The following is a 22,833-nucleotide window of genomic DNA, read 5'->3' as shown; positions in this document are numbered from 1 at the left end:
ACGAGACAAACAAAAAGGCCCCGCTCGATATGACGAGTGGGGCCTTTTTATGGATGGGGTGTGGAGGTATCAGTAGAACCGGTCAATCACCCGAACTTCGTTCTGGTTCTGCATCGAGGCCCACGCCTGTTTCAGCGTCTGCAGCACATTACCGATGAAGTCCTTGTCAGCCGCGGCTTTCTTGCCGACATAGCCTTGGCCGCGACGGTACATCTTCAGTCGGGCGAGCAGGTTCTGGTTGTTCTTGTCGAACTCCGCTTCATGGGCGTGAGGCGACAGGCGGTCGATATGCACCTGGCCAGACTTGCTGATCCACAGAATGTGGCTGTCATGGCTGTCTTTTTGCGCAGCGAACAGATGAGCCAGTTCATCGATAGTAGGTTGATTGTTCAGATTCATAGTAAGCCCCTTGACCATTTGGTGATCTTTCAAAGTTGATTCGCTAATACAGGTAGCCCATCGGTTAGTTGATCCCTGGCACCGAAACCAGGACGTCAGCGGTCGGCCGCCAAATTGACGGGGGCCCGCGTCTGTTGCATGTAGTCGTGTTGAATAACTGCTACGCAATAGCGTCACAACGAGGAGAAGCAGCGAAAACCTTCAGGCCACTGCCGACATTTTCAGGGTCGGCCACAAGCTTCATGAGGATTGATCGCCAGCGCTTCTCGTCCTTGTACTGGACGTTCAGGCCAGGTCAGCTTCTTCAATCTGCCTTGTGGGCAGCGTGTATCCGGGAAAAACAGCTCGGCGGTCAGACGAGCTTGCTCAAACGTGTTGCCTGTTCTCCCGATCGGGGAGACGTCTGCATCATGCAAGGGCAAATCGGAGGCGTCAACGGTTTTGTAGTGATTATTTTTGGTCACTACATATTGTCGGACAAAGTTGTTTGGAATTAAAAAGCGGAGGGGAAAGCGCCAGTCAGGACGCTGGCAGCGATGTCTGGAATCGGTAAACGGTGCAGGGATAACCGTCTACCGGCAGCTGATGCAGGGTGAACTCGCCATGGGTGAGATCGGCCAGGACCCGGGCCCAGAACCGCCGCGCAGGCTGATTCGCGTCGAGGTGGAAAATTTGCCATTGACCGGGGAACTGGCTCAAGAGGGTGGAAACGACAAACTTCGCGACGCCTTGGCCACGAAAGCGTCGACTGACAAAGAAATAGCCGATGTTGTACTCGGCGCCGTGAAGATGGGTTTCATCATCCACAGTCACGAAACCGGCCAATTCACCGTCGACCTTGATCAGAAACGGCCTGGTTGCCGGTTTTCGCCAGTAACCCGGTTTGGGCTGGGCGTTAAAGAAGCCATGCTCACCGAGCTTCAGCGGCAGCCACTCGCTGAAGTCATACATATAGAACTGCATCAGGTTTTCAATCGTTTCAAGTTCGTCGCGCTGGGCGGCGCGCAGTTCGATCAAGGGCATGCGGGTTGGCTCCTGAAGCGCAGGTCCGTCGTGGCGCTGGTGCGCTGCACGATAATTATGGTCGATACTTTTCCAGAAAGTCGCCCGCTCGAAGTGCCTTCAAGCCTTGCTCGCCGGTTTCGCCGCGCGTTTGGTGCCCGTCGAGGGCTTGCGTTTGGCGGGCTGGCGTTTGTTTTTCCACGGTGTGGCACCGCGCCCGGCGGGGCTTGCCGGTCCGCTGATGGTCAGGCTCAGGCCGGCGCAACGGGCGACCTGTTTGCTCATCCACGCGGCTTGCTTGGTGACGAATTCTTCAAGGCTCATTTCACCACTCTGCACCATGTCCAGCGCCTGTTCCCAAATCGCCGTGGTCCCGGGGTCGGCGATGGCACGCGGCACGGCATCGATCAGGCTGAACGCGGCCGGGGTGGCGGCCAGGGCCTTGCCGTTCTTGATCAGATAACCACGGTCGAGCAGGCCCTGGATAATCGAGGCGCGGGTCGCTTCAGTGCCGATGCCGGTGGTGTCCTTGAGTTTCTGCTTGAGCAGGGGATCTTCCACCAGTTTGGCGACGTTCTTCATCGCCTTGATCAGATCGCCTTCGGTGAACGGTTTGGGCGGTTGGGTCCAGAGGTCCTTGAGCTTGACGTCGACCACTGCGCAGTCACGCCCTTCGGCCAATGTCGGCAATGTTTGCGGCGCCGGTGCTTCGCGGCCTTTGGCCGGGGCGAGGGCCTCGGGCAGGGCGCGCTTCCAGCCGGGTTCGACGATCTGCTTGCCGACGGCACGCAAGGCTTCACCGGCGCAGTCGAAGTCGGCCTGGGTCCGGTCGTATTCATGGTTGGGCAGAAACTGCGCCAGGTAACGCGCGCGGATCAGGGTGTAGACCGCCCGCTGCTTGCCCGCCAGCCGCTCGAGGTTTTTCGCCGCAGCCGTGGGGATGATGCCGTGGTGAGCGCTGACCTTGGCGTCGTTCCAGGCCCGTGAGCGGCGCTGAGGCTCCAGGAAATCGTTCAAAGCGTTCAGCGCCGGATCAGCCTGCCTCAGCGCGGCAAGAATCCCCGGCGCTTCACTGTGCTGACTCACGGGCAGATAACCGCAGTCGCTACGTGGATAGGTGATGACCTTGTGGGTTTCGTACAGGGCCTGGGCGATGTCTAGGGTTTCCTGGGCGCCGAGCCCGAGCTTCTTCGAGCAGACTTCCTGCAAGGTGCCCAGATCGAAGGGCAGGGGGGCCACTTCGCGCATCCGCTCGGTGCGCAGTTTGATCACCCGGGCACTCGCCGCACTGCCAATCGCCGTCGCGGCTTTTTGCGCCAACGCCTGATTCAGGCAGCGATCCTGATCGTCGCAAACTTCGGAGGCTGCACGCCACTGGGCGGTGAACGCGGTGCCGTCGTGCAGCAGTTGCACATCGATGGCCCAATAGGCGACCGGCACGAAATCGGCGATGCTGCGGTCACGATCCACCACCAGGCGCAGGGTCGGCGTTTGCACCCGACCGACCGGCAATACGCCCTGATAACCCGACTGACGCCCCAACAGTGTGAACAGCCGACTCATGTTCATCCCGATCAGCCAGTCGGCCCGGGACCGCCCGAGTGCCGAATGGTAAAGGCTAAAGGTCTCGGCCCCCGGCTTCAGGGCTGCCAGCGCCTTGCGGATCGACGCATCGTCCAGCGCCGACAGCCATAGCCGCTGGATCGGCCCGCGATAACGGCAATGCTCCACGAGTTCCCGGGCGATCATCTCGCCCTCACGGTCGGCGTCGGTGGCGATCACCAGTTCGCTGGCCTCGCCGAGCAGCCGCTTTACCGCTTTGTACTGGCTGGCCGTGCGCGGTTTGACGGTCATCTTCCACTTCTCTGGAATGATCGGCAGATCCGCCAGCACCCAGCGCTTGTAACGCGCGTCATAGGCGTCGGGCGGCGCGGTTTCCAGCAGATGGCCGATGCACCAGGTCACCGTGACGTCCGTTCCCAGCCAGCAGCCGTCGCCCCGACGCTTGGCGCCGAGGACGGCCGCAATGTCTTTGGCCTGGGAAGGTTTTTCACAGAGGTACAGCCGCATAACCACCATCGCTCATCAACTGTCGAGAGGCGGACAGAATGGCGGCTGATGAGCGATGGGGCAATCTTTATCTGTATGGATGTACAGTCGGAGCGTTGCGATTCATTGCACAGGCTCCTCAGTAATTCAGGTTAACCACCGGCTGATCCAGCTTCGCGCCGGGCTCTCGCCTGAGAATGGTCAGCAACGCTGCGGTAATCACGTTCACATCATTATCGAAGCCTCCGTGGGAGGTGTCCTTTTTGGTGCCCGCGCCATAGTTCATTTTCGGATCGTTGAAGATATGCAGGGTTTGCGCGAACGCTTCGGGAAGCCCGCGTCCCGTTGCGGCAAACCCGGTCGGAATGGTTTTGCCAAAGTAAAACTGGCTCCACTGTTCGGTCATGTTTTTGGCGGCGATGTTCCACTCCGCCAGATCGGGATTGCTGAAGTCCTGGAAGTGCTTGTCCAGACTTTTGGCCATGCCCAGCAGCGGCATGCGTTGCAGTTCTTCATAGGCACGGGAAACGAGGTACAGCAGGGACTTGTGGTACACGCCGATGACGTTGTCATCCTGTTCGCGGCTGTCGGACATGATGTAGATGTGGAAGTCCTTGCGCTTGAGGCCTCCCCCTTCGATGACTTTGCGGTAGGTCTGGTTGGCGAAATCGAGGGTGCAGGCCGGGGCCATCAGCGTCGACGTTTCCGTGGGCAAACCCCTGGCCCACAGCAATTGAATCAAGTGGCCATTGATCAGGGAGCCCGCGGAATGGCCGATCAAATGCAGCTCGACGTTCTTCTTGCCCATGTCGGCGACCAGGTTTTTCAGCGACTCCGCCATTTCCACCAGTCCACGCGGGGTAAAGCCGGCGACGGCGGCAGCTTCGGCGTTCTGTTTCATCTGGCTCCACTGGTCGCCGCCGGGTTTTTTGGTCGCCAGTTCCAGCGTGCGATCAAAGCCTTCCACGGCTTTGTCCTTGATCGCCTTCAATGCATCGCTGATGCTGCCGGCCTCGGGAAATAGCCCGGGCAGGGTGTCCTGGACGATATCCGCCAGCGTCTCGAGGGCCCCGGTGCGCCAGGTGACAAACAGCGGATAGATGCCGTTTTCAAGGAAGTAGGGTGCCATCGCACAAATGCGATTGATCGAATCCTGCTCGGAATTGAGCCCGCCGTGGGCAATGACGGCGATGCGCAGCACTGGGGGTTTGTTTGCGGCCGGCAGCTTGTCGTACCAGGCACGAGGCGCCTCGTAGACGATGCGCTTGACGCCCGCCCGGACGTTTTCCACGTCGGTAAGGCGAGGGCCGATGCTGCCATTGTTTTCCATCACGATGGTCAGGCCGTAAGCCTGATCCTTGGTCAACAGCGGCGGCCCTTTGCGATCGGGCTCGCAGGCGCTGGCCGTGAACAGGGAAAACCCTTCGCGCTTGGCGCTGGAACTGGACAGCGCGCTACGAAACGGTGATTGAGCGCCATTCCTGGAACCTGAAGGGCGTGCGTTTTGCGATAGCGCGCCGCGTTCGATCGGCACCCCGAGGGCCACTGTCCAGGCGTCGGTGCCATTGGCCAGCCAGTCTTCGAACGTCAGGATGGCGAAGCCGGAAAATCCCCAGTCGGTTGACCAGGAGTTCTGCACGATGAACCCCTGACTGGTGTAGCCGATCAAGGCAAAGGCGTGACCGCCCTCACTGGCTGCCGGCCATTTGATGACGGGCAGCGCAGACATGCTCTGGAATTGCACCGTCGGCTGCTTTTTGCCTTTGGGCCGCATCAGTGCCCAGCCCTGATGCACATTGGCAGAGACGAAAAGCGCGCCGGCCTCATACAGCGCCGCCATCATGGCGGTGACATCGTCCTTCTCGACACGGTAGTAAACCCCCAGCGGCCGCGTCATGGCATCCATCGCCCAATTCTCCGCCGGTGCTTCAAAGGCCGGAACCGATCCGTCCGGCTTGACGGTATAGGGCCACAGTTCCTGCGCGCAGACGCCGTGTTTGTGCCAACCCTTCAACGCGCCGCGACAACTGGAACCCACATAATCCTCGCCTGGCCATTCATCATAGAGTTTGGCCAGATGATAAAGCTGGCGCGGACTTGTTTTGGTGGAGGCCCTGTCTCGCCGCCACAACAGAAAATTGACCACCGCCGCCAGTCCGAACCCGGTGCACGCGCCTTCGCTGCCCTGGTTGAGCACCATGTTTTTGTCCAGGTAGCCCGAGAGTTCGGAGGCAATGTCCTTGTCGGCGGGCCAGGAGGGCGGCAGCGACTGGACCCGTGGGGTAAAAATACGATCGCGCAGGTCGAGGCGATCCGGACGGGCGTCGAGGGTGATGATTTTCTGGTCGAGGGAAAACTGTGTGGCGGGCATGGTGAGACCCTCAGGTTTCTGAGACTCAAATCCCCACGCCATGCCACGACTGCCTGTCTGGGCAGCAGGGACGTCAACGGTTCTATTGATCGTAGACGATGTTTCACCGGCTCTGAGCGTTTGCCCGCTTATCTCTGCATTTCGTTTTTGGCCTAATCGTCCCGTTCGGCTGCGAAGCCGTCGTGAGTGCAAAATCTGGGTTATACCTGAAAGTCGTGGTCTCAGGTTTTGGGGCTGCTGCGCCGCCCACCGCGGGCAAGCGTCGCTCTCACAGGTTCATCACCGTCATGAGGAACGTATTTCATGAAAAGCACCGGTCCTAGTCCTGTCATCACCATTGCAGAGCAGCCGGGCTGCCTGCTTGTAAAGTTTCACGGTATTCAGGTGGCCGCTTCCGCACGGGCGCTGGTGTTGCTCGAGGCCAACTATCCTCCGGTGTATTACGTACCGCGGGAGGACATCGATGAAAAATACTTTGCCCGCACCGATCACACGAGTTATTGCCCCTACAAGGGCGATGCCAGCTATTTCAGTCTGCAAGTCCCTGGACATGAGGGCGCTAACGCGGTGTGGAGCTATGAAGACCCGAAAGTGTCGGTCGATCAGATTCGCGGCTACATGGCGTTCTATCCCGATCAAGTCACGTTTGAGGTACTCAAAGACGTCGAGTGAGGGTCGCTTTCCAGGCATCAACGAAAACGCCGCGCATGGGCGCGGCGTTTTAAGGTCAGGTGTTCAGCTCATCGAACAGCATCCACCAGCGTGGATTCATCAATCTGGCCAATCGAGGTCACCCCGGTCAAGGTCATGGCAACGCGCATTTCCTTGGCGAATATATCCAGCATATTCTCCACCCCGCGTTGACCATCGGCCGCCAGTGCATAAGCCATGGAACGCCCCAGCAATACGCCTTTTGCGCCCAGCGCCAACATCCGTACGACATCAAGCCCCGAGCGGATTCCCGAGTCGACCAGCACCGTCAAATCATTACCGATGGCTTGCATAATGGGCGGCAACGCCTTGGTGGTGGAGAGCACGCCGTCCAGCTGTCGCCCACCGTGGTTCGACACGACAATGCCGTCAGCGCCAAAGCTGACCGCGTCTCTGGCATCCTGAGGATCGAGGATGCCTTTGATGATCATCGGGCCTTTCCAGAACTCACGAATCCACTCCAGGTCACTCCAGCTGATCGAAGGGTCGAAGTTGTTGGCCAACCAGCCCATGTAGTCTTCGAGCGTGACGGCTTTGCCAAGGTACTTCGAAATATTGCCCAGGTCGTGTGGACGCCCCATGACGCCGACGTTGAATGCCCAGTCGGGTTTGGTCATGGCCTGAAGCATTCGCCGCGATGCCGCAAAAGGGCCTGACATGCCCGAGTGTGCGTCCCTGTATCGGGCGCCGGGCGTGGGCATGTCCACGGTAAACACCAGGTTTTTCACACCGGCGGCCTTCGCCCGCTCCAGTGCATTTTTCATGAAACCTCTGTCCTTCAACACATACAGCTGAAACCAGATGGACTGTTGGCTTTGTGCCGAGACCTCTTCGATCGAGCACACCGAAACCGTTGATAGGCACAGTGGAATGCCTTTATTTTCCGCCGCTTTTACCGCCTGTACCTCACCACGACGGGCGAACATGCCCGTCAGGCCGACCGGGGCCAATATGATCGGCATTGAAAGTGGTTGATCGAAGAGGGTGGTTTCAAGGCTCAGGGTTTCGACGTTTTTCAGAATGCGCTGACGCAGGCTGATGCCGGTCAGATCCGCGCTATTGGCCCTCAGCGTATGCTCTGCATAAGCCCCGCCATCAATGTAATCAAACAAAAAACGCGGGAGTTTGCGTCGTGCTGCCTCGCGATAGTCAGATGCGGATGAAATGATCATGGTGCCTCGGTCTGTGGAATGGCGGGGCTGCCGATATCGTCGAGCTTACCTGTGGCGAGGGGATTTATCCCCGTTGGGCTGCGAAGCGGCCCCGATCCAGCCGACTCGATCGTTCTGACACACCGAGGCGGCTGGTTTAGGCCTGCTTCGCAGCCCAACGGGGATAAATCCCCTCGCCACAGGGGATTGTGGTGAGCTCAGTTGGTATCCAGGTCTACGTTCTTGGTCTCACGCAAACAGATCATGCCAACCACCAGACTCACCCCGGTAATCAGCACCGGGTACCACAACCCGTAGAAGATGTCCCCGGTGTACACCACCAACGCAAACGACACCGTTGGCAGGAAGCCGCCGAACCAGCCATTACCGATGTGGTACGGCAGGGACATTGAGGTGTAGCGGATGCGGGTCGGGAACAGTTCGACCATCAGCGCTGCCAGCGGGCCGTAGCACATGGCGGAGATGATGATCAGCGCGACGATCAGCGCCACGATCATCGGTTTGTTGACCAGCTGGGTGTCGGCTTTTGACGGATATCCCGCCAGGGTCACGGCGCCACGCAGGGCCGCTTCATCGTAGCCTTCGAGTTTCACTTCACCGACGCTGACCTGCACGGCGCTGCCGGCCGGTGCGGCTTCGCTGTTGTAAGGAAGGCCCTGTTTCACCAGGAAGGTTTTGACCTTGTCGCAAGGGCTGTCAAATTTCGCCTTGCCCACCGGGTCGAACTGGAAGGTGCAGGTGGCTGGGTCAGCCAGTACGGTGATCGGTGCCTGACGGCTGGCCTGGTCGATGGCCGGGTTGGCGTAGTGGGCGATGGACTTGAAGATCGGGAAGTACAGCGCGGTAGCCAGCAGCAGGCCGATCATCAGCACCGGTTTGCGCCCGACTTTATCCGACAGCCAGCCGAAGAAAATAAAGAACGGTGCGCCGATGATCACGCTGACGATCAACAGACTGTTGGCCAGCGCCGGGTCCATTTTCAGGAACTGGGTGAGGAAGAACAGCACGTAGAACTGCGCCGCGTAGAAGGTTACGGCTTGCCCGGCGTTGATGCTGAACAGGGCGATCAGGACGACTTTAAGGTTTTCCCATTTGCCGAAGGAATCGCGCAGCGGCGATTTGCAGAGCTTGCCTTCTTCTTTCATTTTCACGAATGCAGGCGACTCGTGCAGGCTCATGCGAATCCAGGTCGAGATGCCCAGCAGAATGATCGAAAACAGGAACGGAATCCGCCAGCCCCAGACTTCGAACTGGTCACCGGTGAAGTAGCGGCAACCGAGCACCACCAACAGCGACAGCAGCAAACCGAGGGTCGCGGTGGACTGAATCCAGCTGGTGTGGAAGCCGCGTTTTCCCATCGGTGCGTGTTCGGCCACGTAAGTGGCAGCGCCGCCGTATTCACCGCCCAGGGCCAGGCCCTGAAGCATGCGCAGCACCACGAGGATGATCGGCGCGGCAATGCCGATGCTCGAGTAGGTCGGCAGCAGCCCGACGCAGAAGGTCGCCAGGCCCATGAGGATGATGGTCGCAAGGAACGTGTATTTACGCCCGATCATGTCCCCCAACCGGCCGAACACCAAGGCGCCGAACGGCCGCACGATGAAGCCGGCAGCGAAGGCCATCAGCGCAAAGATGAACGCCGTGGTGTCGTTGACCCCGGCGAAAAACTGTTTGCTGATCACCGCCGCGAGGGCGCCATAGAGGAAAAAGTCATACCACTCGAAGACCGTCCCGAGCGACGAGGCGAAGATGACTTTCTGGGTTTCCTGGCTGGTGCCCGCGCTCATAGGTTTTCATCCTTCTCAGAAATGGAGCCCCCGCCACGTAAGGGCATACCGATGTAAATTTCACTAACTTGCGAACTAGTTTTTCACTTAGGCCGAAATTCTAGCAGTGGGTTTCAAATCACGTTGGATCACGCAGATAGCGCGATAATGAGTCGGTCGCCTGAGAGGGGGATGCGGCTTGACAAAACAACAACTCGCTCTCGAGGTGAAGAGGATGGGGGGAGTGGTCTGGTTTGTTGGCGAAATTTTCCGCAAATCTTTATTGACTAGATGTCGAGCGAAAAAACCTGAAGTCCTTCTCTCTTGGGACACCTCGCCTGTTTTCAACTGGGACTGATTAATGCGCGTTGCCTTTGAGTGCGATGCGCAACTCAGCACATCACTTCAACGCTCGACAAGTGAGGCTTCAATTTTAAATGTCAGCGAAAGTTTGCGGCTTTTTGTAAAGAGTATGGAGTGTAGCGCTGGCGTGTCTCGCAAGATCTTAGTTTGAGAAGTTGTAAAACGCGAGATCTTTCAAATAGGGGGTTTTTGTATTCATATCCTGGTGGGAATACAGCTGGGAGTTTTCCATTTTGTCTTAGATGATATATTTGGACGGTGGAAAGGTGAAGAATTTTTCCTGCCTCATCCGGAGTGCAGTATTTGTCAAGCAAGGTGTCCAATTTTGCGATGTCGGATGAGTTCAGATATTCTTCGTTGTTGATTTTTAGAATGTAGACAAATTTTGAGTGGATGAAACGACGGCTGAATGCGGCGTGTGTGATACCTCGATTTCTTAGAAATATAGACAGTTTCGAAAGAGAGGAAAGAAATGAACTGACGCACGCAATTTCATCGGGAGTTACCTGGCGAACGTTTCGGTATTGCAGAGCTCGGGCAGGACGAATCGTTAAGGTAAAAATTTTTTGGAAATCAGAATGTTGTATGCCGAGCTGCTGAGCTGCATCATCCAACGAGTACACCTCTGCACGGGTCCAGAACTCACCAAAACTATCGTGCGTCGGGTTTGTTAACTCCTCCAGATTTGTTGGTAGGGTAGAGCGATCATATACGGAAAGAGGGTTTCCGTTTGTGACTCCGCCCGATATCGGGAAGATTTTTAGGGGCTCTAGAAGTTGAGCTACTCTGTTCTCTCCTATTTTCAGTTCCTTTGCCAGCATCGCGCAAGTCGTATAGCGGGCATAGAAATTTTCGATGTCGCTGGCAGAAAGCCTTAGGGTGTTATTATCGGCGCATCTGATTAATCCCAAATCCCGATAATAAGTCACAGTGTTTGTATGGGTTTTTAACTGCAGCGCGGCTTGGCTGAGGCTCATCAATCGCACACGGGTAGCGGCGCATGTCCGTAGGTTTCGCTTTGCTCCCAGCTTGCGATTTACAGGTGGAAGTCTATCGAGGCAATTCTGGAGGAGTTCTATTTCTTCGTTTTTGACCAGAAATGAGCAGCCGAATTGATTGTCTAGCGCAGTAACGGACGGGGTATTTCTGATGGCTCTTCGCACTCGCGCGGTTGAGGTATTGAGGTGTGCCGCCAATGCTTTTACTGATATGTAGTTGGAGCGAAAATGATCAACGTCATCCTTTTTGAAATAAAAACGTGACGATACTCGAGCCGGAGGCGATAGTAGTTTCAGGGTGTGAAGCAATGTGCACTCCCAGTTCGTTATGCCCAGTAGTGATGCGGTCTCTGAGCGCGTATAATACATTGCCATAAGTGTTCGTTGTTCGGTACTTTTTTTCGACGCGCCCAGCTGTCGTGACGTATCGAGGGTATCTTTTATTTGGCGGGCTTCCTGTTTGGTGTAAAAGCGTTGTTTGCAATGATTGGGTGAGGAATAAATTTCTCGCCACTTGCGTTTGCCGATGCCTAATAGTGTGGCCATGCATTTAGTAGGAATGACAATGGGTGGGGATTCAAAGTTTTTATGAGTAGAGGAGGTCTTGAGCTCATGTTTTAGTAGCGATAACGATTCCTGCGATGTTGTCGGGGAGAGTTTGGTGATCATTATGTCTATTTCAAAAGCATCAGATGTGTCAATTATGAAAGAAAGCGCTGTGGCCGCTCCATGATGATCATCGCATGCCAAAGCTGCAGCGGCTGAGAAGATGAGAGGGGGGCATGATGTGCTGATTCTATTACGAGGCACTCCTAAAAGGCTAATGAGAGACAATAAGTGATCGAGGCGGTTTTGGTCTCCCGATTGGAGTATTTCAAGAAGTCTTTTCTCGGGGAGGGCTTCCTCAGGTGAACAGATGGGAGATTCCAAGGTCCCGCCACAGACACACCGAAGAGAACTTTGGTTTTTCCAGATAAGTTTTCGCTGGCAATGAGGACATGCAAAAAGATAGTGCCGGTTGTGGATTGGGCAATGGCTGCTTAGGCATATGTCTTTGATGCTCCTTTCCCAGCCCTCTTTAACGCACTCTGTACATAACGCGGCTTTTTTAGGTCGGAGAAGGCGCCTTCCGATTATGACTGTCCCAATCATGAAGGCGCCTAGGGGGGATTGGTGATCGACCAAACGATAAAAGCCCTGATGTATGCGTTCGTGGAGCGACTGGCCGACTTGCGAAATTAGCAGCGTCTCAAATCGACTCCCTTGTAAGAGGGCAGTTGCTTTGGGTGCCTTATATCGCATGTGGTGCTCAACGAATTTACTGCAGTTACCATAGCCGTTGTGCAGCGCTAACCTTTTTATCAGGCTGGTAGGACTTTCACCAGGAATTGGGAGCGGAATGAAGTTAAGGGTTTTCATGTCCTTCTCCATAGATCTTTCGGTAGCAAGTGGAAAGCGACTCGCTGAACGGATTTGCAAGTAGACTCAGTTTAAGATTTAACAACGAGGATGCTTGGACAAAGTCTTCAATGGCCAGCCCCGAACGTTTGTGGGCTAGCGCGTGTTGAAGTGCGCTATGGATGATCAATCTTATATATTCTAGGTTGCCAGAGGTCGCGGCAAACAGTGGTGCGGCAATATCTGTATCTGTTAAATGAGCGCCGCTGCTGAACCTATCATTAACGTAAATATGCTCGTCCAATTTACCCAACAACACCATGTAGTCTGATTCGTGTACTTCGCTATAGGGCAAGTAATTGAGTTCAATTAAGTAGGGGAAGCGGCGAGCTAATGCTTCACGTTCATCAAGCAATTTTTTGCAATCTTCGGTGCCAGCCAATATGAATGGCGTCATCGTCTCATTGATCATTGTAATTAACCAATCTATTACAATGTCTCTTGATTTTTCCGCCTCGGGCCGCACTAGCCATTGAAATTCATCAAGTTCGCACACCTGAACGCCGCAAGTTTTTAGCAACGCCATAATGCGGTAGGTGAGTTCGACCGTGTCGCCCCGTGTATCCGAGTTTCCTAGCGCGCGGACAAGGGTTTTTGCGAATGATTTCACGGTCACCGGGGAGGGTACGCTGCAGTAAAAGGCAGGGCGAATCGTCACAATGCCGTCTGGCTTGATGAGTTCATACGCTCCCCCAAACGAATCTCGGAACAGTTGGCATAGGGTGGACTTACCGGAACCCGATGGGCCTATGACCATTGCTGAGGTTGGGACACCGCGTTGCAGTGTGGTTTCGATACTTTTTTGCAGAATGGTGTAGGCGTGGTGATACGAGGGAAAGAGCACGAGTTGTTGGGAGAACTCGCGTAGCCATTGGCTGTCTGAATTATTCATGGCGCACCGTTACCGTTGAGGCGAAAGTAGGAGGGGTCGCCTCTGTCAATGTAACTTCCGGTAAGGCAAGAGGCGCCGATGGTGGTTCCACTGGGGTGGGCTGATCAGTGCAGTACAACGATCCATTTTCCTCCAGGCGAGCGATTCGTTTGTACGCGGTTTTGCCCTTAGCCTTGCGTAATTCGAGAATGTAATTGACTCGGGCTTGGCGAGCCCGTTTAAAATCAAATTTCTGTCCCTCCTTGCGAAGCTTCTGCTGGACAAGGTGATGCATTTCAAGTGTAAGGTTGTTTTGATAATCTGGGTCGACAGCCTCGGCAGGGAGGGGCTCCGCTGGCCATTTGGGATGGCACACCCAGACAGTTCCCAAGTCGCTGATATCATAAAACACCGTGAGCCTGACTCTTTTTCCCCCTCGTGTCGCAAGCGCGGAAACACTTGGGCCAGTCCATTGAAGTTTGTCAAAGCCAATTCTGCCGTTAATAGGCAGTGCTGTGGTTTTGCTCCACATCAATCGCCTAATGTCGGACTCTGCCAGTCGCTTGGGCGGGGACAAGGGATCAAGGTTTTTTTCCCAAGTGCTGTGTGGTGAATCATTCAAGCTTCTATGAAACGCGTGATGATAGATATCCAGGAACTTTTCGAATTGCGCATTCAATTCCTCCACTGTGTATAAAGCTTTTTTTCGGAGCGATAATCGCCGCGTTCCTCGGGATCTGAAAACGTGGTGCCGCTCAAATGGTGGACAAATTGAATGTTATGGGTTTTGAACCAGCGTTCAACGTGAGCCTTCTGGTCCGGCGCATACGGTTCACAGTAGACAATCTCAGATCCGAGTAATTGCATGACATAGGCGAGCTTGCGACCGGCAAAATCGCTGCCATTATCCATGATATAAGTTTGACCCAGGCCCGTGTGATCCCAGTCCGAGCATAAGGAGCGCTTTAGGGCGCGTAACGTTTTTTCGATGCAGGGAGGGTTGAGCGAAATGTCGTATCCGATGATATAACAAGAGCGCACCTCTAACAGCACCGTTAGAAATGGACGACCGATGACTCTGCCCTTTCTATCGACGACGAATACATCCATTACTTGGGTATCACATTCTATCCGTTCCAGCAGGTGCCCCGGTTGATCAGTTCTCCGGCTCCATTTCTGTTTCTTTAACGCGTATTTTTGACCTTTTTGGAACAGGTCTTTCTCGTATTCGTCGTACTCTTTGATGATTCGATAAAGGGTAATGCTACTGGGGATGTGCAGTTGATCAATAATGGGCCGTTTACTATTGAGGTTCTCCAAACTGCAAATGATCGCATCAGTGACTTCCGTGATGCTGCACGGGAGCTCCGTTAGGTATAACTCATTCACCCAGTAGTCGATTTCTTTTCCTACCGCGTGGGGTTGTAAATCCAGACGCCGTCGCCGTTTGTGTAGCGGCGCTTTCACTAACGCGATCGGATTGTCCCCTGCTTGGCGAAAGGCCTTTAGCCACTCATACACACTGGTGTAACAAGGAGGCGAAGGATCGGCTCGCTGTTCCCCCAAACGACTCATTAAAGCAATGGTACGTTTGCGGGGTAGGTTTCCTCCGAACTCTGTCTCAGCTGCACGGATGTAAAATAGGCGCCGCTCCAACTCGCCCCGTTGTTTGTCGGTCAGGTCCGCGAGGATTCGCCCCGTCTGCTGCTCCAGCGGGGCCTCTTGAACCTTGCTCAGAGTTCCATGGCGGATCGCTTGGCGTAAGCGTTCCAACGTGTGGATGGCGATATGATTGCGACGCACCGTACTGCGCAGTTGTGCACGGTCACCATCGACCGCGATCACCAAATATACTTCGGTGTGAAACTTCCACTGTTCGCCCACCTTAAGTGTGAAGTTTTCAAGAGTGGTATTCATGGTCAGGGGCTCTTCTGTTGGCTGCAATTATCGGCACGCAGCGAACTCTCCGCCGCGCTTTTAACATTGGTCGTTGGATAGGGATGAAGTCCTCTCGCCAGAGAATGGTCCTTTTCCTAGCGTTGGAGTGTCATGCGACGTCCGAAATGCGCGGTCATGGATTTTCTGTTAGTGATGAAACTGAAGGACTTCGATTGAAGCCAGTTTGATTTTCGAAGTTGCTTCGGCTGGCCGGAAAAGGCGAGGTAATTCTTGGCTGGGTTGGCGAGCGCAGTGTGGCGTGCCAGTACATGGCTCTTATTAAGTATGCGGGCTCCTTTGAACAACTGAAGTCCATTGAAATAAAATTCATTTACGTTATCGAGCAGTATACAGGCCCAGTATTTAGCCATTTCTCTGCGGTGAAATGTGATTGAGTTTTTCATGATTAACTCCACGCTAGGGAGGTCAGGCACAGTGGTTTGAAAATATCGCAATGAATGGTTCGATAGAACAGCGCGTGCGCAACATCCTCAAAAGAATAGCCGTTGTCGGTCAAACACCTAATCGGTCGTCGATCAGGGGCGCATTGAGTCAGTAGAGTTCGAATGCTCGCCCCCGCAGTACCTTGACTGCAATATGCACCGTGATACAGATAATACAGGTTGGGTGTTCTGACCTTTCCATAGAATTTGGCCGCTGGAAGGTACTCCAGAATACAGCCTTGCTCGGCGAGTAACTCTATGTAGCGTGTGATTCTTCCCGTGATGGCCTTGTCTTGGTAACTGTCATCATTTTTGATCTCTATCAATTGTTCTTTGCCGCTGGCGAGCCGTACTAAAAAGTCCGGCGTGTATCGATATTTAGTACCAATAAAATTGATGGTAAAGGGGTGGGCGTCATAGTGAAGTACCTTCGAGTTGCGTTCCAGTTCCAAGCAGAACGCTGCTTCCAACCGGGACTCGCAAAAGACCGGAGCGTTGTTTTTCCGCGAGGGAAATATTGTGACTTGACTGCCATGGCGACCGTGCTTCGGCAGAGTGCATTTGTTGCAGATCGCAATACTCGCTAGCAGATCTTGGGTGTGGGTGAAATTTAAGGAAGTCATGCTGCCTCCTTGATCAATAATTTTTGGCTATGGCGTGGTGAACCTTTTTTGTTACGAGTGTTAATATTAATTCACAGCCGTTACCGCATGACTCAAGTGTGCACCGGAATGAAACGGTACGACACCGTCGATAATTGGGATCTACCGGCTGTTACGCATGTAACGCGCAAGGCTCTAGGACGCCAAATTTCCGAGTTTTCAGGCCTAAAAAAGTTTGCGCATTGTGAACATGAGGGGGTACAGCGAGGTGTACAAAATGAACACGCTCAGTCTCGATCCCAGCGGCCATCAGCTTCGTGGTAAGGCATTCTTTCATGCGGCGGCACAATCGGCGGGCTGTCCTCATCAGGCAAACAGCCTGGCCAAATGCTGGCAACTATGGTATCCGCGAAACCCTACGGACTCGCGTTCGATGTGGCGGCGCGCCTCTCATGGCGCAACATTGATGACGGCAACACGCAACAAGTTGTACCGGCGGATTCCCACATTGCGCAGTGTCTTTGATAATCCGCTGTGGGCGGTGCTGTCCAGCAGCGACGCGCCGGGGCGCTGGGATGAGTTGGCTGAGACCATTCGTGTCGGTAATCAGCCGTTGGATGCCTACGATGGAAAATTGTCGAGATGGTTGTTTGATCGTGTTGATTGGCCGTGTTTCGCAATACACCTGGTATTGCTTCATACTCGGGATTTGCGATTTCTAACACACCGTATGTGGCTTGCGCGGAACTTCACCGCTATGTATGCGTTGAGCAGTGTCCAGTCGCCACTTATCAATATCTGTTCTGAACTGTATTCAGTGCTGTGGCCGCATGTTTTAGACGCGCATGCGCCTTGCAACCCTGTGAAAGAATGGTGGCGGTGGCCGGAGCGGCATCGTTTCAACGCCGCAGTGGTGGGACAACTTCGTGACGATGGCTGGTTGTCGGGTCAGGATCAACTCCTGGCTTTACTCCTCTGGAATCTATGGAAGGAGTTGCGTGGTCATTTAGCGGAAGTCGGGCTGCATGAGCCCGGTGCGGCAGGTACGCCAATGCCGGTAACTCTTCGGAGAAAGTGGGCAAGAAAAATTAAAGAGTGGCAGGACCATCCGGTGTCCCTGAACGGATATTGCTGTGAGTTTCCGCAGGCGCACGGCTTAACTTTATCGAGTTAACAGCCGTGTCGTGGGCAACGGTATCTGGATGGTTGGGCAGTGGCTTGGGAGGCAGAAAGTTGGGCGGCGCGCCTAGTCAATGACAGCGGGCGGCAGCTGAACCTTGGTGATGCTCGCTCGGTTTAAGTCCTGTGCACTATCTCTGGCCTGTATCGCCAGTCGGCACGACCATTCACTAATAGCGCCGGACAGTGCGGTCGAGTTTCAGTGTATTAAAATCGATTGTGCTGCGGTTCAATTGCACATTGCGACTTCAGGTTAACTTGTCGACTCGGGCGAGCTTGTTCGAAAATTTTTCGGCAAGATCAACCGGTCTCCCTTGGGAACTTCCGAGAGTCGTCCACTCGGGGGGCTTTTGCCATCGGCGACCGGTAATTGCAATGGCCAGGGCGTGTGCGCTGTTCGTCTGGGCACTACAGCCCGGCTGAATCGAATTGATCCAGCCGGGTGACAGGGTGGGGCGTTCGCGGTTCCTTCCCGGCGGCTGCCGCGGGTTGCTTGAACACGCCCTCAGCCAAGGACCTGTAGCCATGGCCAACGGCGTGCACGCGCTCAACTGGGGATGGTGGAGCTGAAGATCGGCCCCAGCGCTCCGAGCGGCAAGGTTTCACTGTGCTCCTCTATGCGCCCCGCTAAGACCACGTCGTCCCGAGTGGGGAAATGCCGTAACAGAAACTTGGCATCACGCCGCACCTGATCCGGCAGGCTGCTATTTTGCGCAAGCTCGACCAGAAACTCGCGTGTCTGCACCACCGCCCGGGAGCGTTCAGTTGGCATCGTCATGTCCACCTCCACCAACGTTGGAAGTGAACAGTGTCTGGCGGTTGTCGAGGGCTGTCCACTGCTTCCAGTGGATGTCCGACACGGCCAGTGCCAGTGACTGGGCGGGAAGGATTATCGAGCAGTTCCCGTTTATTCAATCTGGCGGGGGCTCTGTGCGGACAGCAGCGTGTGCAATTGCGTCAATTGTCGCGCCTGCGCGCGCAGGGCTCGGCGGTCCTGGCGCTGGTCGAGTACATAACGTCGGGCTTTTTCATGCAGAACCGACAGTTGCAGGCGCAAGGCCTGGCACTGTGCCTGTTCCTCCTGCAGGGTCGTTTGCAAGTGTCGATGGCGCTGGGTCTCTTGTTCCAGCGCTTGGGCTTGGTGGCGCAGTTGCTGGATGTGATTCCTCTGTTCGGCGTTCAGTCCTTCCAGCTCACGGTACACCTGGCTCAGCTCTTCCTGTTTCTGCATCAGCTGTTCCTGCTGGCGGCGCAGTTCCTGTTGCAGCTGTTGCACCTGGAGATCATGGCGGGTGAGTTCCTCTTGGCGTTGGTGCACCTGCTGTTCACGGTAATGTTCCAATGCCGCCCGCGCGTGGCTGTGCTTGTCCTCCAGCGAACCAATCTTTGCGGCCCGCTCCTCGAGTTGTTGCAGTTGCCGTACTTCGACCTCGCGCAGGCGTTGCAGTCCGCCTTCTAACTGCAACAGGCGCTCATGCAGTTGCTGCTCGCGAGAGCTCGCGGCCTGACGCTCTTGCAGGGCCAGTTGGTGGGCCTTGTGCAGCTCTTCGTAGCGCGCTTGATTGACCTCGCGCTGGTGCTGGAACGCGGCTTGCTGACGCTCCAGCCGGGCGCGGTCAGCCGCGACGGTGGCCTGCGCATCAGCAGCCAGACGTTGGGCTAGACTGCCTATATAGGCCAGCAATTCCTCATCCAGTCTGACCGTGGGTGGGCGCGGTTCGTCGGCGGCCAGTTCCCGCAAGTAGCGGCTGATCGTGGTTTTTGAGCCCGTGTGCCCCAGCTCCACACGCACCGCCTCGATACTCGGTGTTGACCCACGAGCCAGCAGGGTATCGCGGGCTTGCTGGACCAGAGCCTTGTTGATCCCGGCACGAGCCATGCTGTTACTCCGACAATTTCATACCGTTTTCCCAGTATGGAATTACACCTGTACCGACGCCACGGGCAGGGGCGTAAATTCCGACGACCTGACGCGTGAGAAGCCCAGTTTCTTGAACGTTAGGGGCGAATGCCGGTAAAAATGCCCTTTTGGCGGTACGCGTGGAGGAAACCCAGTGAACCATACAGCCGAGCGCTATCTGCAGGCGGCGCGGCGTGAAAGCACCCAGCGCCGTTATCGGCAAGCCGTCGAGCATTTCGAAGGGGAGTGGAACGGCTTGCTGCCGGCCTCCAGTGAAAGCCTGGTGCGCTATCTGGCAACCTATGGCGCCCTATTATCAGCCGCCACCTTGCGCACGCATTTGGCGGCCCTGGCGCATTGGCATCGCCAACACGGTTTCGCAGACCCGACCAAGGCGACTCGGGTACGCGATGTCCTGCGCGGTATCCAGGCGCTGCACCCACGATCACCGCAACAGGCCGAAGCGCTGCCGTTGCGGGAGCTCGAGGCTTGTATTGGCGGGCTAGCCGCGCAACAACACGCGGGGGACTCTGCGGTACGGCTACGCGCAATACGCGATCAAGCGCTGATCCTGCTCGGGTTCTGGCGGGCTTTCCGCGGCGAGGAGTTGTGCCGCTTGCAGGTTGAACACATCCAGTTGCGTCCAGGGCAGGGCTTACAGCTCTACCTGCCGAGCAGCAAGAGCGATCGCGACCACCGCGGCCGCATGCTGTGCGTGCCGGCGTTGAAGCGACTTTGTCCGGTCGAGGCCTACCAACTCTGGCTGGAGGTCAGCGGCTTGCAGCAGGGGTCGGTGTTTCGTGCGATCGATCGCTGGGGCCATCTGGCTGAGAACGGACTCAATCCCAACAGCCTCTCGCGTCTGTTACGCCTCGCGTTTCTGCGTAGTGATGTGGTGGGCGAGGGCTACTCCGCGCACTCCCTGCGTCGCGGCTTCGCTACCTGGGCCAGTCGCAACGGTTGGAGCAGCAAAGCGCTGATGGAGTATGTCGGTTGGCAGGACGTACAATCGGCGGCGCGCTACATTGACGCGGATGCGCCCTTTGGGAACTGGGCGCGTTGAGCGGTCAAGCCGAAAAAGGTTTAGGCCTTGTTTACCCGTCAGCAGCGGAATGAAAATCGCATGCCTATGTAAATTTTGAGTTTGCGGACCAGTCAAACGCTGGCAGGTTTTTCGTAGCAATGCAGAGCGCAAAATGATTCGTGTGTTTTCGCATCGCCTAGGTCAAGCGATCTTTCCTGACTATCAATTATCGAGAGCCTGTCCAGCAGCTCAGTGCCGGATAGTCACAGTCAGCGGGACTGCTCGCCGGATCAAATAGAAGACCTATGCTTCATTTGACCAGTTTAATTGGTGGAATGCTTTTGCCTACCTCAACGACTACCTGGTACCAGATGAAAGTGACGGATAAATCACGTGAAGTGCTGATCGCCGCATTTTGGAATTTCAGCGCCAATCAAAATTTGCTCAAAGACTCAGAGCGGCTTTTCCAAATCAGGGAAGGATGTTCCGCTCGTCTTTTCCGATCCGTTCGCATGACCTTTGATCTCCAGGAGCGCAGTGTGGAGGCACTGTTCAGCATGTCGATTTCCACTCTTAGACGCCGTGCGCGTGAGCAAAAGCGCCTCAACGCTGCTGCGTCGGAACGATTAGATCGAATTGCTGCTATTTGCCACCTTGCCGAACAGATTTTCGAGAGCCGCGAGGCTGTCGCGCGATGGATGTCAAAACCTAACAAAGCCCTTGGAGGGAGTACTCCGATTTTGCATTGCGTAACCGAGATTGGGGGCAAACAAGTGCGCCGCGTTCTTTGTGCCTTGGAATGGGGTGCTGCTGCCTGATGTTGTGGCTTCCTTAATTAATAGTGAAGTCAACCTAGAGAGCGCATTCTTAGGGGAGAGAAGTCCGAGCCGCAAACACTGAAAAGCCACAGGTTTTTCTAGGCATCACGATAGGCGAGCGTAGGTCACGACAGGCCGAACTCGGCCGATTTCTGCCTGTCGCCACCATCAGCTTTGGGTCGACGCCGACTACTCGTGATACCGAGAAACCAAATGACGACGCTGCCCATCGCGCGCTGATTGATGCGTCGCATTGCTTCTCCACCTCGCACTTAAATATCAGCTCTAAGGGAAAGGAATCTTCCCTCTAAATGCATAAAACACCACCAAGGACAAAAATTCTTTACTTAATCCTAAGCTCTACGCGCAGCGTAAGCTGCGCGCCCAGGTACGAAATGCTCCACCGAACCACCCGATTGCATCGGAATTTACCAGTATTCCCACAGTGCAGATCGGCAGAGAACGGCCGATTCTGTTGAAAAAGTCGGTTCTTCGTAAGCGTCCGGCAAAGTCACCTACCCGATCCGACGCATAAGGACGATATTGGCCACCTAAAAATCCGTGGACGCTGCATGAGTCGACGCTGGCCCAGCATGACCTGGTACTTAACGGATCAGTAACGGCCAAAGTCTTGGACTACAGCCCTAAGCGCTGGGTAGCGCTATTTGGAGGATGGGACTGTGCCGAGCGACAACAACTAGGTCGAGAATCTGATCCAGCCGTGGGCACTTGGGCGCTCCAATTGGTTGTTTGCCGGGTCGCTGATGCAGTGGCAAACGGGCGGCGGCGATCATGAGTCTGATCCAGTCGGCACGCATGAATGGTCATGATCCGTATGCCTACCTCAAAGATGTTCTATGCGGCTGCCGACGAAGCGAGCAAATGAGATTGGATGCCACATCAGCGGGTGCCTGCCTAGCTTACGAGGTTACTTTGGCAGACGCTAACCTTGGCCGGATGGATACGTTGATTTGACCCGGGTAGGAATTTGACCGAGTGGATTGACCGAACTTTAATCATGACGCGTTTCCATGGTTGGGAATGCGTAACAGGGAGAAATTCTCTTTGAGAATTTCAGTAAATACGGAATATATAAGGAAATTAAGATGTCTCAATTAGCCCAAGAAAAAGACCAGCAATTAGAACAAGCGCCGGTCCAAACCTTCACGCTGTTCATCTAAAACAAAATCAGCATTACCTTGGATTTGCCCGGCGCATTACAGATCAACCAGAATAGGCAAGAGCTTTTCCCCACCGCGCCAATCTTGCACAATGACACGGAGTTCCCAATTGAATCTGCGACGTTCACTATAAAAATGGAGGACGTGATCGATCTCTCAAGCAATGTGATCGCGAACGTGCGGTGGTGGAACGACCAAATTTTCGATGGGAAACAGACCATGGAGTTCACTTGTAAGGTGGTTAAGCCCGGCGATAAGGGCACGTGTATCCCGACCTCTTCTGGATACTCTCAAGTCCGGTGGAGCACTTCGGTTTCGAGCGGGCGCGGCACGGAGACCTTCACGAATACCCTGAACCTTGTCTCGCTCACATACGGACCTTTTCCTCCAAATGCTCCGACTGGGCCCTCTGGGCCGATTGTCCAAATTGGCTAGCTGATCTGCCACCGCGGCGCCCGGAGGTAAGCGGCTGGGGAAGTCACCTTCCGAACTCCAGCATTAAGGGCGATGGTGTCCGCGTATTTCTAAGCGGACGCGATCGCCCTTAACGTCAGGATTTCCATGCGCCAACGAAGCTCTTACCCGAAA

At 55.2% G+C, this 22,833-nt stretch carries 18 protein-coding genes and 1 pseudogene; 5 read left to right on the top strand and 14 right to left on the bottom strand.

Annotation, left to right across the window (positions count from 1 at the left end):
• Positions 1 to 69: 69 nt before the first annotated feature.
• The 4 genes from KGB23_RS19465 to KGB23_RS19450 form a co-directional block, all read right to left on the bottom strand.
• On the bottom strand, positions 70 to 399 hold the full coding sequence (locus KGB23_RS19465; protein WP_150657455.1) for a hypothetical protein: 330 nt from the start codon (positions 397 to 399) through the stop codon (positions 70 to 72).
• A 519-nt stretch (positions 400 to 918) separates the two neighbouring features.
• Positions 919 to 1,422 (bottom strand): GNAT family N-acetyltransferase, encoded by a 504-nt coding sequence (locus KGB23_RS19460; protein ID WP_223432231.1) that lies wholly within the window; start codon positions 1,420 to 1,422, stop codon positions 919 to 921.
• 99 nt (positions 1,423 to 1,521) lie between these two features.
• A complete protein-coding gene (locus KGB23_RS19455; protein ID WP_223432230.1) occupies positions 1,522 to 3,471 on the bottom strand; it encodes a DNA topoisomerase III in 1,950 nt (649 codons plus the stop codon).
• Between the two features lie 118 nt (positions 3,472 to 3,589).
• Positions 3,590 to 5,821 (bottom strand): C1 family peptidase, encoded by a 2,232-nt coding sequence (locus KGB23_RS19450; RefSeq protein ID WP_223432229.1) that lies wholly within the window; start codon positions 5,819 to 5,821, stop codon positions 3,590 to 3,592.
• 303 nt (positions 5,822 to 6,124) lie between these two features.
• Here KGB23_RS19450 and KGB23_RS19445 point away from each other — a divergent pair, with 303 nt between their 5' ends.
• Complete coding sequence (locus tag KGB23_RS19445) at positions 6,125 to 6,493, top strand: DUF427 domain-containing protein (protein ID WP_046048949.1); 369 nt, start codon at positions 6,125 to 6,127, stop codon at positions 6,491 to 6,493.
• A gap of 68 nt (positions 6,494 to 6,561) precedes the next feature.
• On the opposite strand, the gene lldD is transcribed toward KGB23_RS19445, so the two are convergent.
• From lldD to KGB23_RS19405, 8 genes are all read right to left on the bottom strand, one after another.
• Positions 6,562 to 7,704, bottom strand: coding sequence for an FMN-dependent L-lactate dehydrogenase LldD (gene lldD, locus KGB23_RS19440; protein WP_223432228.1), 1,143 nt, complete (start codon positions 7,702 to 7,704; stop codon positions 6,562 to 6,564).
• A gap of 197 nt (positions 7,705 to 7,901) precedes the next feature.
• Complete coding sequence (locus KGB23_RS19435) at positions 7,902 to 9,491, bottom strand: MFS transporter (RefSeq protein ID WP_223432227.1); 1,590 nt, start codon at positions 9,489 to 9,491, stop codon at positions 7,902 to 7,904.
• 419 nt (positions 9,492 to 9,910) lie between these two features.
• Entirely contained in the window at positions 9,911 to 11,500 is a 1,590-nt protein-coding gene (locus KGB23_RS19430) for a hypothetical protein (RefSeq protein ID WP_223432226.1), read from the bottom strand.
• 736 nt (positions 11,501 to 12,236) lie between these two features.
• Positions 12,237 to 13,181 (bottom strand): ATP-binding protein, encoded by a 945-nt coding sequence (locus KGB23_RS19425; protein WP_223432225.1) that lies wholly within the window; start codon positions 13,179 to 13,181, stop codon positions 12,237 to 12,239.
• Positions 13,174 to 13,839, bottom strand: coding sequence for a Mu transposase C-terminal domain-containing protein (locus tag KGB23_RS19420; protein WP_223432224.1), 666 nt, complete (start codon positions 13,837 to 13,839; stop codon positions 13,174 to 13,176). The genes KGB23_RS19425 and KGB23_RS19420 overlap by 8 nt, the downstream gene beginning before the upstream one ends.
• Entirely contained in the window at positions 13,836 to 15,077 is a 1,242-nt protein-coding gene (locus KGB23_RS19415) for a hypothetical protein (protein WP_223432223.1), read from the bottom strand. The genes KGB23_RS19420 and KGB23_RS19415 overlap by 4 nt, the downstream gene beginning before the upstream one ends.
• A 116-nt stretch (positions 15,078 to 15,193) precedes the next feature.
• Positions 15,194 to 15,502, bottom strand: a complete 309-nt coding sequence (locus tag KGB23_RS19410; protein WP_223432222.1) for a hypothetical protein — start codon at positions 15,500 to 15,502, stop codon at positions 15,194 to 15,196.
• A gap of 2 nt (positions 15,503 to 15,504) precedes the next feature.
• Entirely contained in the window at positions 15,505 to 16,164 is a 660-nt protein-coding gene (locus KGB23_RS19405) for a transposase (RefSeq protein WP_223432221.1), read from the bottom strand.
• Positions 16,165 to 16,420: 256 nt separating this feature from the next.
• Here KGB23_RS19405 and KGB23_RS19400 point away from each other — a divergent pair, with 256 nt between their 5' ends.
• Complete coding sequence (locus KGB23_RS19400) at positions 16,421 to 17,317, top strand: hypothetical protein (protein WP_223432220.1); 897 nt, start codon at positions 16,421 to 16,423, stop codon at positions 17,315 to 17,317.
• A gap of 552 nt (positions 17,318 to 17,869) precedes the next feature.
• On the opposite strand, the gene KGB23_RS19395 is transcribed toward KGB23_RS19400, so the two are convergent.
• Both KGB23_RS19395 and KGB23_RS19390 read right to left on the bottom strand, forming a co-directional pair.
• A complete protein-coding gene (locus tag KGB23_RS19395) occupies positions 17,870 to 18,100 on the bottom strand; it encodes a BPSL0761 family protein (protein WP_223432219.1) in 231 nt (76 codons plus the stop codon).
• 129 nt (positions 18,101 to 18,229) lie between these two features.
• On the bottom strand, positions 18,230 to 19,201 hold the full coding sequence (locus KGB23_RS19390; RefSeq protein WP_223432218.1) for a DNA-binding protein: 972 nt from the start codon (positions 19,199 to 19,201) through the stop codon (positions 18,230 to 18,232).
• A gap of 175 nt (positions 19,202 to 19,376) precedes the next feature.
• On the opposite strand from KGB23_RS19390, the gene KGB23_RS19385 reads away from it, so the two are divergent.
• The 3 genes and pseudogenes from KGB23_RS19385 to KGB23_RS19375 all read left to right on the top strand — a co-directional run.
• Positions 19,377 to 20,285 carry a tyrosine-type recombinase/integrase gene (locus tag KGB23_RS19385; RefSeq protein ID WP_223432217.1) on the top strand — a complete coding sequence of 303 codons (909 nt, stop codon included), beginning with the start codon at positions 19,377 to 19,379 and terminating at the stop codon, positions 20,283 to 20,285.
• 266 nt (positions 20,286 to 20,551) lie between these two features.
• The gene (locus tag KGB23_RS19380; protein WP_223432216.1) at positions 20,552 to 21,064 is read left to right on the top strand and encodes an antitoxin Xre/MbcA/ParS toxin-binding domain-containing protein; all 513 of its coding nucleotides are present in this window, start codon (positions 20,552 to 20,554) and stop codon (positions 21,062 to 21,064) included.
• A 568-nt stretch (positions 21,065 to 21,632) separates the two neighbouring features.
• A pseudogene (locus KGB23_RS19375) lies at positions 21,633 to 22,011 on the top strand (transposase domain-containing protein); the annotation flags it as partial.
• Between the last annotated feature and the right edge of the window lie 822 nt (positions 22,012 to 22,833).

Source organism: Pseudomonas sp. GL-B-26 (genome assembly GCF_019947405.1).
Classification (GTDB): domain Bacteria; phylum Pseudomonadota; class Gammaproteobacteria; order Pseudomonadales; family Pseudomonadaceae; genus Aquipseudomonas.
Note: the sequence above shows the minus strand (reverse complement) of the source record. Positions and strands in the feature narration are given on the sequence as shown.